At 67.7% G+C, this 12,952-nt stretch carries 9 protein-coding genes; 7 read left to right on the forward strand and 2 right to left on the reverse strand.

From position 1 onward, the window contains the following. Nucleotides 1-140: 140 nt before the first annotated feature. The 4 genes from AC07NF_RS14030 to AC07NF_RS14045 all read left to right on the forward strand — a co-directional run bounded on the left by AC07NF_RS14030 (nt 141) and on the right by AC07NF_RS14045 (nt 6,106). Entirely contained in the window at nt 141-3,545 is a 3,405-nt protein-coding gene (locus AC07NF_RS14030; protein ID WP_492815763.1) for a TonB-dependent receptor, read from the forward strand. A gap of 151 nt (nt 3,546-3,696) precedes the next feature. Continuing rightward, nucleotides 3,697-4,704 carry an agmatine deiminase family protein gene (locus AC07NF_RS14035; RefSeq protein ID WP_494626761.1) on the forward strand — a complete coding sequence of 336 codons (1,008 nt, stop codon included), beginning with the start codon at nt 3,697-3,699 and terminating at the stop codon, nt 4,702-4,704. After that, entirely contained in the window at nt 4,704-5,582 is an 879-nt protein-coding gene (gene aguB, locus AC07NF_RS14040) for an N-carbamoylputrescine amidase (RefSeq protein ID WP_494626763.1), read from the forward strand. The genes AC07NF_RS14035 and aguB overlap by 1 nt, the downstream gene beginning before the upstream one ends. After that, entirely contained in the window at nt 5,579-6,106 is a 528-nt protein-coding gene (locus tag AC07NF_RS14045; protein ID WP_494626765.1) for a GNAT family N-acetyltransferase, read from the forward strand. Before aguB ends, AC07NF_RS14045 begins: the two co-directional genes overlap by 4 nt. Here the strand turns inward: AC07NF_RS14045 and AC07NF_RS14050 are convergent. Next, a complete protein-coding gene (locus AC07NF_RS14050; RefSeq protein WP_494626767.1) occupies nt 6,103-6,921 on the reverse strand; it encodes an acid phosphatase in 819 nt (272 codons plus the stop codon). The genes AC07NF_RS14045 and AC07NF_RS14050 overlap by 4 nt on opposite strands. Nucleotides 6,922-7,067: 146 nt before the next feature. Here AC07NF_RS14050 and AC07NF_RS14055 point away from each other — a divergent pair, with 146 nt between their 5' ends. Next, nucleotides 7,068-9,092, forward strand: a complete 2,025-nt coding sequence (locus AC07NF_RS14055) for a TonB-dependent receptor (protein ID WP_492815758.1) — start codon at nt 7,068-7,070, stop codon at nt 9,090-9,092. A gap of 271 nt (nt 9,093-9,363) precedes the next feature. Further along, nucleotides 9,364-10,152, forward strand: coding sequence for a SapC family protein (locus tag AC07NF_RS14060; protein WP_492815757.1), 789 nt, complete (start codon nt 9,364-9,366; stop codon nt 10,150-10,152). Nucleotides 10,153-10,211: 59 nt separating this feature from the next. Here AC07NF_RS14060 and AC07NF_RS14065 read toward each other — a convergent pair whose 3' ends face one another. Further along, nucleotides 10,212-10,604 carry a hotdog family protein gene (locus tag AC07NF_RS14065; RefSeq protein ID WP_494626770.1) on the reverse strand — a complete coding sequence of 131 codons (393 nt, stop codon included), beginning with the start codon at nt 10,602-10,604 and terminating at the stop codon, nt 10,212-10,214. 197 nt (nt 10,605-10,801) lie between these two features. Between AC07NF_RS14065 and AC07NF_RS14070 the strand changes: the two genes are divergently transcribed. Then, on the forward strand, nt 10,802-12,952 hold the full coding sequence (locus tag AC07NF_RS14070) for a protein-disulfide reductase DsbD family protein (RefSeq protein ID WP_494626772.1): 2,151 nt from the start codon (nt 10,802-10,804) through the stop codon (nt 12,950-12,952).

The following is a 12,952-nucleotide window of genomic DNA, read 5'->3' on the forward strand; positions in this document are numbered from 1 at the left end:
CCGCGTTGTCCGCCATTTATGACAGTTTGGGGGCAGACGTGGCCTTTCCGTCACCAAACCTTTGAATAAGCCGGGTAAAGAGCGGCCAGGTTGCGTCACGTCGCTACGGCGTGGCGTACGGAAATAATGAGGGGATTAAGATGACTTCGATCCAGCGGCTCGCCAGTGGCGCGGCGTTGGGCGTACTTGCGCTCGCTGCGGCCAGCGCCGTCTACGCTCAAGAAACCACTTCGGCCGTCCGCGGCGCCGTCACGGCTGACGGTGCGCCGGTGGCTGGGGCCACCGTGACGATCCTTCACACGCCGTCGGGCACGCGCTCGACCACCGTGACGGACGTCAACGGTTCGTACGACGCCCGCGGCCTGCGCGTCGGCGGCCCGTATGAAATCACCGTCTCGGCGGCCAACTATGACGCCAAGAAGGTCACTGACGCCTACCTGACCCTCGCCGACACGGCGCGCATCGACGTCGACCTGAGCGCGGCTCAAGTCGACGCGGTCGTGATCACGGCCTCGTCGGGCAACGACGGTGAAACCGGTCCGAAGACGGTCCTGAACCGCGACGCCATCGAAGGCGTCGTCTCGGTCGCCCGCGACGTGCGCGACCTGGCCCGCCGCGACCTGCTGGTCTCGCAAAACATCCGTAACGACGGCGGCATCTCGATCGCCGGCTCGAACCCCCGGATGAACCGCATCACGATCGACGGCGTCTCGGCCCAGGACCCCTACGGCCTGGAAACCGGCGGCCTGCCGACGGCGCGCGGTCCGATCTCGCTGGACGCCATCGAGCAGTTCAGCGTCGCCGCGGTTCCGACCGACGTCGAGAACGGCTCGTTCACGGGCGGCGCCCTGAACATCGTCCTGCGTTCGGGCGGCAACAAGTTCCACGGTTCGGCCTTCTACAACTACCTGAACGAAGGCCTGGTCGGTAAGTACATCGGCACCAGCCGCGTTCAGCAGCAGATCAGCCAGAAGAACTTCGGTGGCTTCCTGTCGGGTCCGATCTGGCGCGACAAGCTGTTCTTCGCCGTCTCGTACGAAAAGTACCAGACCGCGGACACGACCAACACGGGTCCGGCCGGCGCCGGCTTCGCCAACAGCTTCTCCAACGGCCTGACGCAAGCCACGATCGACCAGATCGTCGGCATCTATAACAACAACTACGCCAGCGATTACGCGGCCGGCGGCATCACCCGCACCACGCCGGTGACCGACAAGAAGTACTCGGCCAAGATCGACTGGAACATCAACGACAACCACCGCGCCAGCCTGACCTATCGTCGCGCCGACTCGGTGTTCACCTCGCGCACCGACCTGGGTACGACGACGGCGGCTCTGGACTCGCACTGGTACGACGCCAGCTATCGCGACGAAGGCACCACGCTGGAAATCAACTCGGATTGGACCAAGCGTCTGTCGACGACCCTGCGCGCGACCTATCGCGACTGGGTGAAGGGTCAAAACCCGAAGAGCGGCCAGAACTTCTCGGACATCACGATCTGCGCGGCTCCGAACGCTGACACCGGCGCGACGAACTCGTCGATCCAGACCTGCGCCACCGGCTTCTCGAGCGTCCGTTTTGGTCCTGACCTGAACCGTCACGCCAACCGCCTGGACATCCAGGAAGCGGTGTTCCAGGGCACGGCGACCTACTCGCTGAACGACCACGTCTTCAAGCTCGGCTATCAGGGCTCGAAGAAGGAAGTGTTCAACGTGTTCGTGCCGAACTCGCGCGGCACCTACTACTTCGACTCGATCGCCGACTTCGCCGCCGGCCGCGCCAGCTCGCTGGTCTACAGCAACTCGGTCACCGGCAACGCCGACGACGCCGCCGCCAACTTCAAGTACTGGCAGCACTCGATCTACGCTCAGGACGCGATCGACGTCACCGACGACATCAAGGTCACGGCGGGCTTCCGCTTCGACTGGATCAAGATGGACGACGTTCCGGGCACCAACCCGAACTTCGTCGCCCGCACCGGCTTCACCAACGCCAAGACCCTCGATGGTCTGAGCGTCCTGCAGCCGCGCGTCTCGGCCAACTGGCGCGTCAGCGACCGCATCAAGGTGAGCGCGGGCTTCGGTCTGTTCTCGGGCGGTCAGCCGGAAGTGCTGTTCGCTACGCCGTTCTACAACAACGGCTACCAGATCGCGGGCACCACGATCCGTCGCTGCGTGGCCACGGCCGCGAACTGCACCAGCGCCACGGGCTACCTGGAAGCGTCGACCTCGTCGGGTGTCACCCCTGGCTTCACCACCGCGGTGGGCTCCGCCGCCCTGGACAACCTGAACACCTTCGCGAAGTTCGGTTATGAGATCCCGGACATCGTGCGTCAGTTCCAGCAAGGCACCCTGGCCGGCACCCCGGGCATCAACCCGACCAACGAAACCATCGCTCTGTCGCCGGCCTTCCGCCTGCCGTCCGAGTGGAAGCTGTACTTCAACGGTTCGTGGGACATCTGGGCTGGCTGGCGTCTGGACGCGCAATACGTCGCGACCCAGGCTCAGAACGCCATCACCTTCGTCGACGTCCGCGCTCAGCCGCTGATGGTCAACGGCCAGCGCGCCGTGACCCCGGACGGTCGTCCGCGTTATGACGGTCTGACCTTGACGGCCGCCCAGCGCGCCGCTCAAGGCGTGACCTCGACCAACCCCGGTGATAACCGCGACCTGATCGCGACGAACATCGACAAGGGCGAGGCCTTCACGGCCGCCGTCGGCCTGTCGAAGTCGTTCGACTTCGGCGTCGACTTCGCCGTCGGCTACGCCCGTCAGAACATCGACGAGTCGAACGCCGGTCTGCGCTTCGGTACGACTGCTGGCTCGCTGTACAACAGCGTTCCGGCCGGCCTCGACCCGGCTCGCGACGCCTACGGCACGGGCCTGGAAGAGATCCAAAACCGCTACAAGCTGGAACTGGGCTATCGTAAGAAGTTCTTCGGCGACAACGAGACCCGCATCAGCCTGTTCGGCGAGCGCACCTCGGGTCGTCCGTATGGCTTCACGATGCAGGACGCCGCTTCGGGCCGTAGCCCGGTGTTCGGTGTGAACCGCGCCGCCCAGCTGCTGTACGTGCCGGACATGGCGACCGCCTCCAGCACCAACCCGCTGCAGTACGGCAACGTGTTCTTCAGCGACGCGGCCAACCGCGACCGCTTCCTGGCCTACGTGAACCAGTTCAACCTGAAGCCGGGCATCCTCGAGAAGTACTCGAACCGGAACAAGGACCTGAGCCGCCTCGACCTGCAGCTGAGCCAGGAACTGCCGACCCTGATCGACGGCCACAAGCTGAAGGTCCAGGTCGACATTCGTAACCTGCTGAACCTGATCGATCGCGACTGGGGCAAGGTCGAAGAATACTTCGACGGCAACACCCTGGCCCGCGTCTCGTGCGTCACCTCGACGGGCGCGGCCCTGGCTGCCGGCACCAACGGCGCCAGCTGCCCGGCCTACCAGTACTCGAACGTTCCGACCTCGGTCACCAAGAGCCGGAACATCGCTCAGTCGCTCTGGTACGCCCAGATCTCGCTGCGCTACGAGTTCTAAGAACTCGATCATGACTAGGGAGAAGGGCGGTCCTCCGGGGCCGCCCTTTTTCTTTGTCATCTGCGTTTGCTACTTAGGGGCCTTGACCCCGCCAGCCGTAGGGGCCATCTGCGCCCCCTTTCGCGTTTCACCCCTTCAATGGGCTTTTCGAATGACCGTCACCGTCCCCGCCGAATGGGCTCCGCACCGCGCCATGTGGGTGGGTTTCCCAAGCCACGCCGAGCTGTGGCAGGAAGACCTGGAACAGGCCCAGCAGGAGGTCGCCGACCTGGCCCGCGCCCTGGCCGGTCCGGGCGGCGAGCGCGTGCGCCTGATGGTCGTTGGCGATGAGGCGGAAGCCGCCGCTCGCGCGCTGCTCTCCGACACCAGCGTCGAGATCGTTCGCGGCCAGTTCGGCGACATCTGGCTGCGCGACACCGGCCCGATCTTCTTCGACCGCGCCGGCGCGGCGGTCGCGGCCGGCTTCCAGTTCAACGGCTGGGGCGGCAAGTACGAGATGGAGGGCGACGACACCGTCGCCGAGCAGATCGCCGCCGCCTCGGGCGCGCCGCTGGCCCGCAACAACTTCATCCTCGAGGGCGGTTCGCTGGACCATGACGGCCTGGGCACCATCCTGACCACCCGCCAGTGCCTGCTGAACGAAAACCGCAACACCGGTTGGGACGAGGCCGCGGCCACGTCGGCGCTCGCCGACGCGCTGGGCGCGAAGAAGATCCTGTGGCTGGGCGATGGCCTGCTGAACGACCACACCGACGGTCACGTCGACAACCTGGCCCGCTTCGTCGCGCCGGGTGTCGTGGCCTGCCCGATGGCTTTCGGCGCGGATGATCCGAACGCGGACATGTACGCCGAGACCGCCCGCCTGCTGGCCGGCATGACCGACAGCCGCGGCTCGCCCATCCAGGTCGCCCGCATCCCTTCGCCGGGCCGGATCCTGGACGAGGACGGCGAGCCGATCCCGGCCTCGCACATGAACTTCCTGATCGCCAACGAGGCGGTCATCGTGCCGATCTACGCCGAGGAGTCGGGCGCCTTCGCCGTCGAGGTGATCAAGGGCCTGTTCCCCGAGCGCCAAGTCATCGGTCTGCCGTCCACCGCCATCCTGACCGGCGGCGGGTCGTTCCACTGCATCAGCCAGCAAGAGCCGGAGACCGCCTGATGGCCCGCACGCTCAACGTCGCCGCGATCCAGACCTCGTACGGCATGGATCTGCAGGCCAACATCAAGAAGACCGAAGCCTTCATCCGTGAAGCGGCCGCCAAGGGCGCGCAGGTCATCCTGCCGTCGGAGCTGTTCCAGGGGCCGTATTTCTGCGTCACCCAGGAAGAGCGCTGGTTCGCCGAGGCCCATCCGTGGCGCGAGCATCCCGTGGTCAAGGCCATCGCGCCGCTGGCCGGCGAGCTGGGTGTGGTGATCCCGATCTCGATCTTCGAGCGCGAGGGCCCGCACTACTTCAACAGCCTGGTCATGGCCGACGCCGACGGGTCGATGCTGGGCCTCTATCGCAAGAGCCACATCCCCGACGGCCCAGGCTATCAGGAGAAGTATTATTTCCGGCCCGGCGACACCGGCTTCAAGGTCTGGGACACGCGTTTCGGCCGCATCGGCGTCGGCATCTGCTGGGACCAGTGGTACCCGGAAGCGGCCCGCGCCATGGCCTTGATGGGCGCCGAGGCCCTGTTCTATCCGACCGCGATCGGCACCGAGCCGCACGACCCGACCCTGAACACGACCCTGCCCTGGCAGCGGGCGATGCAGGGCCATGCGGTCAGCAACGTGATCCCGGTGATCGGCGCCAACCGCATCGGCTTCGAACCGTGGGACGGCTATCCGAACGGCGGCCAGACCTTCTACGGCTCCAGCTTCGTCGCCGACCATCGCGGCGACCTGATCAGCGAGCTGGGTCACACGGACGAGGGCCTGGTCAGCGGGACGTTTGATCTCGACTTCCTGCGCACGCACCGCGCCGCCTGGGGCTTCTTCCGCGATCGCCGGCCGGAGCTCTACACGGCCCTGGCCACCGGCCGCCCTGCATGATCACGACCGACCGCCTGGTATTGCGCCCGGCGGTCGACGCTGACCGGGACGCCATCGCCGCCATGAACGGCGACTCGCGGGTCGGCGCCTGGCTGGGCGGCGTGCGTGATCGCGTCGCCAGCGACGCGTTCGTCGATCAGGTCCAGGCTCACCAGTTCGAGCATGGATTCAGCTTCTGGGTCGTCGAGCGCCGGGCCGACGCGCGGATGGTCGGCATGACCGGAGTCTGGTGGGTTCCGCCGGAGGTAGGGCTTGGCCAGGTGGTCGAGATCGGCTGGCGCTTCCATCCCGACGCCTGGGGCCAAGGCTACGCCACCGAGGCGGCTCGGGCGGCGTTGGACTATGGCCTGAACCAGCTGGGGCAGCCCGAGATCATCGCCTTCACGGCGCGCACGAACCTGGCCTCGCAGTCGGTCATGCGCCGGATCGGCATGACGCCCGACCCGGCGCGGGACTTCGACCATCCCGGGCTGGCGGAGGACCATCCGCTCCGCGCGCACGTAATGTTCGTGGCGCGGGCTTAGGCCCCGCACCCCTGCGGCGCGCCCTTGGCCCTCGAGGCCTTCACCTCTTCGCGGGCCTTGGCCAGGTCGGCCATGAAGCCCGGATCGTCATGCAGCCGCGTGACCATCGCCGAGCCCAGGTAACGCCCCGCCTCGACGTCGCTCTGGAAGTGGACGCCGCAGATGATCCGACTGTCGCCGAACGCCTTGCCGCGCGCCAGGATGGGAGAAGCCTTGTCCGGAACCAGTTCGGCGATCACCGAGGCCCAGGCCCAGCCGATCAGGCCGTGGCCGGACGGATACGAGCCGTCGGTGTTGATCCAGTCCTCGCGCGGCACGCAGATCGGCGCGGTGTTGCCGACAGGCGGGCGCGGGCGCTGGAAGACCGCCTTGGCCGGCTGGTAGATCTTGGCCGCGTCGTCGGTGAGGCGCAGCAACAGGTTGGCCAGGGTCGGGGTCGCCTCGGCGCTGAGGGTGACGCCGGCCGCGCACGAGAAGGCCTTCATGCCGTTCTTGCCCGACAGGTCGGCGTCGGCGATGGCCCGGCTCCAGGTCTCGGTGTTGACCAGCTTGCGGGTCTCTTCGAACTGGACGCGCTCGGCCTTGCCACGCGGGCTGTCCGGCTCGGGCGGCGGACCGATGATCGTCGCCGCGTCGATCGCGCCGGCCGGCAGGTAGCCCGGCGGCGGCTTCACCCAGCCGGCCGAAGGCGCGGTCATGGCGACGGCGGCCGGCTTGGCTGCGTGAGTCTTGAACGGATTGGGCAGGCCGTCGCTCGAACAGCCGGCCAGCGCCAGGCCGCTCAACGCGGCGGCGATCAGCACAAAACGGGTCATGGAGTGCGTCCCTGAGGTCATGCGCCCACAGAGCGGCGCGAAATTCTCGCGTCAAGCGAAAGCGGATTGACGTGCGCGTATGTTATTTCATAACACTCTTCTCGACCGCTCCCCCGGTCAAGTTTTCAGTCGTCCAGAGACCCCTCATGCTTCGTCGCGTCGCCTTCTCAGCCGCGAGCCTCATCGCGCTCGCCGCCGCCGTTTCCGCCCATGCCGAGGACGCCCCCGAGACGCCCGACAATGCCGTCGACAAGGTGGTCATCACCGCCGCGCCGTACGCCGTGTCGCTGGACACCGTGACCAGCAGCGTCAACGTCATCACCCGCGACAAGCTGGACGTCCTGCCGCCCGCCGGCCTGGGCGACACCCTGAACGGTCAGCCGGGCCTGCGCTCGACCTTCTACGGTCCCGGCGCCAGCCGCCCGGTCATCCGCGGCCTGTCGGGTCCGCGCGTCATGGTGCTGGAGAACGGCGTCGGCCAGGTCGACGCCTCGTCGCTGTCGCCCGACCACGCCGTGGCGTCCGATCCGGGCGAGGCCTCGCGCATCGAGGTGCTGCGTGGTCCCTCGACCCTGGCCTATGGCGGCTCGGGCATCGGCGGGGTGGTCAACATCATCGACGAGCGCGTCCCGTCGTCCCCGGCCGAGAACGGCTTCGAGGGCCGCATCGCCGGCTCGGCCTCGAGCGTCGACGACGGCAAGTCGATCAACGGCTCGGCCAAGTTTGGCAAGGGCCCGCTGGTCTTCGCCGTCGACGCCGATCACCGCGTGAGCAGCGACTACGACGTCCCGACCGCTCCAGTCTCGTCGCGCCTGGCCCGCCGGGACGGCTTGACCCCGGACCCGGACAAGACCGTCAAGAACACCGATGTCGAGGTCGACGCCTATGGCGCCGGCGTCTCTTACGTGCACGACAGCGGTTTCCTGGGCGTGGCCATCAAGAAGACCGACACGACCTACGGCGTGCCGTACCTGCAGGTGCTGGCCCCGATCGATCCGGACGCGGAAGGCCCCGTCTCGATCCACCTGCAACAGACCCGCTACGACCTGCGCGGTGAGCAGAACGTTGACCTCGGCCTCTTCGACAAGGTCCGCCTGTCGGTCGGCCATGCCAAGTACGAGCACGCCGAGGTCTCGGTCGACAGCGGCGAGGTCGGCACCCGCTTCCTGTCGGACGGCACCGAAGGCCGCCTGGAACTGGTCCAGAAGGAGCGTGACGGCTGGCAGGGCGCGGTGGGCTTCCAGGCCCTGGAGCGCCACTTCTCGGCCATCGGCGACGAGGCCTTCGTGCCCTCGACCGATATCAAGGAATACGGCGTCTTCACCCTGCAGCGCCTGGATCGCGGCGTCTGGGGCGTCGATGCGGGCCTGCGCTTCGACAGTCGTGAACTGAAGACCGACTTCACCAGCAAGACGTTCGACAACGTCTCGGCCTCGCTGGGCGTGTTCTACAAGCCGGCCGACAAGCAGTTCGTCGCCCTGGCCCTGTCGCGCAACGGCCGCGCCCCGACCGAGTTCGAGCTGTTCGCCGACGGCCCGCACCCGGGCACCGGCGGCTATGAAGTCGGCGACGCCGACCTGAAGTCCGAGAAGGTGACCTCGCTGGAGGCGACTTATCGCTACACCGGCGACCGCCTGCGCCTGGAAGGCCACCTGTGGGGCGCCTGGTACGACGGCTTCATCGAAGAGGCCCCGACCGGCGCGGTCCAGGACGACCTGCCGGTGTTCCAGTACTTCCAGACCAAGGCCAACTTCCATGGCGCCGAGGCCGAGGCTTCTTACGTCGCGTGGCGCGGCGGCGAGCAGTCGCTGAAGCTGGAAGGCGTCTATGACTGGGTGCGCGGTTCGACCGACTTCGGCGCGCCGGCCCGCGTGCCGCCGTGGGCCGTGACCGGCCGGGTGGTGTGGAGCGCCCCGCGCCTGGACGTCCAGGCCGAGGTCCGCCGCGTGGCCAGCCAGAACCGGACGGCGACCTTCGAGCTGCCGACCGACGGCTACACCCAGGTCAACGCCATGGTCACCTTCAAGCCGATCGCCGACTCGGGCCTTCGCCTGTTCGTCGACGGTCGCAACCTGACCGACGAGACGATCCGCGAGCACGCCTCGTTCCTGAAGGACTTCGCGCCGTCGCCGGGTCGCTCGGTCCGCGCGGGCTTCGCCTGGCGGTTCTGATCATGAACACGCGATCCCCGGCAGCCCCTGGGGATCGCGTCGGTCCGGGGCTTGGGCCATCCTCCCCCTTGTCCAGGCCCCGGACTTCTTCGCCTGGAGCGGCGGATATCAAGCTTAACGGCTCGCGCCAGGGATGAATTCCAGGTGCAGGGTCCGGCTATGACAGCAGCCCAGATTGCCGGGCTCGTCGGGATCGGCTAGAACGCCGAGCCTTTGCGGGCGTCTTGAAGCGTTCGAGCGTCCGTTTTCTAATTCTGTCGTAGAGCTCTTCATGACCACGTCCCAGTCCGCCGGTGAGATCTCCGGCAACGTCCTGTTCTACAACTCGCCGGAACCGCTGAACCGCGAGCAGCACGCCAAGCTGGCCCTGGTCCACAAGGACAAGCCGTATGGCTTCGCCGCCGCTGGCACCGCCGTGCCGCTGACGGTCTCGGAATTCGCGCCGGCCGCCCTGACGTTCCCGGTGATCTTCGCCGGCGACGACAAGGTGCCGCTGGCCGTGATGGGCCTGAACCAGGCCGAGAACCTGTTCATCACCGCCGATGGCGCTGTTGAAGCCAACGTCTACATCCCGGCCTATATCCGCCGTTATCCGTTCGTCCTGGCCAATGACGACACGCAAGACCGCCTGATCGTCTGCATCGACGTCGGTTCGGACCTGCTGTCGACCAAGGGCGACACCCCGCTGTTCGACGCCAAGGGCGAGCCGACCGAATACACCCAGAACTGCATCAAGTTCTGCGACGACTTCGAAGTCGAGCGCCGCCGCACGGACTCGTTCGTCCAGATCCTGAAGGACAACGACCTGTTCGAGCTGAAGAAGGCGATCTTCCAGCCGCAGGACGAAACCGGCGCCGCGGCCGGCGAGCCGGTCACCGTCGCCGAGTACTTCGGCGTCTCGGAAGAGAAGCTGAACGGCCTGTCGGCCGAGAAGCTGAAGGAACTGCAGGAAAACGGCGCCCTGGCCCAGATCTACGCGCACCTGGTGTCGCTGCTGGGTTGGGATCGCCTGATCAACAAGACCATGCTGCTGCAAGCGCAGACCGGCGCCGCGAACTAAGGTTCGGCGTCAGCTGAGAATGAGAGGGCGGCGGGGCTTCGGCTCCGCCGCCTTTTTCTTTAGCGCGCGAAGATGCTGCGGGTCAGGCACGAGAAGACCAGGCGGCCGGCCTCGTCGAGCAGGTCGTGCTGGGCGATGACGATGCCCTTGCCTTCGCCGACCGGGTCCTTGCCCATCACGGTCATGCGGCCGCGCAGCAGTTCGCCGACGGGCGGGTTGCGCATCCAGCGCAGGGCGTCCACGCCCAGGCGCTTGGTCTGCGGCCAAGCGGCGCTGGCCTCGCCGTCCAGGCGGGTCCAGATGGCGAAGACCATTCCGTCCGGCGCGCCGTTCTCGACCGGCCAGCCGGGGGTGAAGGCGGCGATGAAGGCGTCCAGCGCCTTGGTGTCCACGGCCCGCGAGCCCAGGTTGACGACCTGACCGATCTCGATGTCGTCAAAGGCGGCGGGCATGGGCAGCTCCGTTTGATTCCACCAGAGAATGGCGGGCGCCATTCTCTGCAATAAAGGACGAGCCTGTTTATCCGTTTCGGGTGAATCACCCGAAACGGACAGGCTCTTCGACTGTCTGTTGCGTCTTCACCATTGTCGAGCCGCCGTTAGCGGGCCATGTGTTCGTCCGCAGTCGTTTTCCTCCCCCGGACCCGCTCATGTTCCTCAAGAGAGCCGTTCTCGCCCTGCAAGCCTTGCTGGCGGCGACCCTGCTGGCCGGAGCGGCGGTCGCCGGTCCCGTGGTCAATTCCGGGCACATCGAGTCCGAGCTGGTCGCCCAGGAGAGCGGCATCGCGCCGGGCGGCACGATCTATGTGGCCCTGCGCCAGAAGATCATTCCCGGCTGGCACACCTATTGGCGCAATCCGGGCGACGCCGGCGAGCCGACCAAGATCACCTGGACCCTGCCGCAAGGCTGGAGCGCCGGCGACATGGTCTGGCCGACGCCGCAAAAGGCCAAGTTGGGCCCGCTGCTGGACTATGCCTATGAGGGCGAGGTCTTCATCCCGGTGCCGATCAGCGCGCCGGCCGACGCTCAAGTGGGCACGACGATCAGCCTGAACGCCGCCGTCCAGTACCTGGTCTGCGAGCAGGTCTGCGTGCCCGAGGACGCCAAGCTGACCCTGCTGCTGCCGGTCGTGGCCGGCGCGGCGGGCGCCGATTCCAAGTGGGGCTCGGTGGTCGCCGACGTCCTGGCCAAGGCGCCCAAGTCCGCCGGCCTGAAGGCGGTGTTCAAGCTGGACGGTCAGAGCCTGAAACTGGCCGTCACCGGTGGCCCGCTGAAGGGCGCCGACATGGCTGGCGCCTATTTCTTCCCCTATTCGCCCAAGGTCATCGAGCACGCCGCCGACCAGGTCATCGACCGGGGTCCCGAAGGCCTGACCCTGACCCTGAAGCCGGGCTACGACTTCGTCGGCGGCGGCACGCCCCCGGCCGAGCTGCAAGGCGTGATCGCCACCAAGGCCGGGGCCTGGGAGGTCACCGCCACGGCGGGTGATCCGCCCGCGACCGCTGGTGGGTTGGGCGCGCCGTCGGCTGAAACGGCGCCGGCTTCGACGTCGGGCGGCCTGCTCGGCGCGCTGGCCTTCGCCTTCTTGGGCGGGTTGATCCTGAACCTGATGCCGTGCGTCTTCCCGGTGCTGTCGATGAAGGCCGCCAGCCTGGCCGGCCACGCCCACGACGCTGGCAAGACCCGCCTGCAGGGCCTGGTCTTCCTGCTGGGCGTCGTCGCCACCTTCCTGGCCCTGGCCGGCCTGCTGCTGGCCGTACGGGCCGGCGGCGCGGCGGTGGGCTGGGGCTTCCAGCTGCAGTCGCCGCTGGTCATCGCCGGCCTAGCCCTGCTGATGCTGCTGGTCGCCCTGAACATGTCGGGTGTCTTCGAGATCGGGACCTCGGTGCAGAACGTCGGCTCGGGCGCCTCGGCCCAAGGCGGCGCGACCGGCGCCTTCTTCACCGGCGCCCTGGCCGTGGTGGTGGCCGCCCCCTGCACCGCGCCGTTCATGGCCGGCGCCCTGGGCTACGCCCTGACCCAGCCGGCCGTCATCTCTCTGGCCGTGTTCCTGGCCTTGGCGCTGGGCTTCGCCGCGCCGTTCGTGGCCGTGGCCTTCATCCCGGGCCTCCTGAAGCTGCTCCCGCGCCCCGGCGCCTGGATGGATGTGCTCAAGAAGGGCCTGGCCTTCCCGATGTACGGCGCGGCCCTGTGGCTGGTCTGGGTGTTCGCCCAGCAGTCTGGGCCGCTGTCGCTGGCGCACCTGCTGGCCGCCGGCGTCCTGGCCGCCTTCGGGGCCTGGCTCTATGGCCTGGGCCAAGACCGCCGCGCCGCGGGCAAGCCGGCTTTGGTCTCGATCCTGGTCGCCCTCGTGTCGCTGGGCCTGGCCTTCACGATCGCGACCTTCGGCGCCCTGCACGCCGCGCCGCCGACCGCCGCTGCTGCTGGCGCTGAAGCGCCGACGGGCCCGGGCCTGGCCGCCGAGGTCTGGTCGCCCGAGAAGGTCGCCGAGCTGCAAGCCGCCGGCCGTCCGGTGCTGGTCGACTTCACCGCCGCCTGGTGCGTGACCTGCCAGGTCAACGAGAAGGTGGCGCTGTCGGGCTCGAAAGTCGCCGACGCCTTCAAGGCCCAGAACGCCGTCTATCTGAAGGCTGACTGGACCAATCGTGATCCGCTGATCGCCAAGGCCCTGGCCGACTTCAACCGCGTCGGCGTGCCGCTGTACGTGGTCTATCCCAAGAACGGCGGCGCGCCGGTCATTCTGCCCCAGCTGCTGACCGAGGGCCTGGTGATCGAGGCGATCGAGAAGGCGGGGGCCTAG

The sequence above is a fragment of the Caulobacter sp. GW821-FHT10A06 genome, from assembly GCF_059415805.1.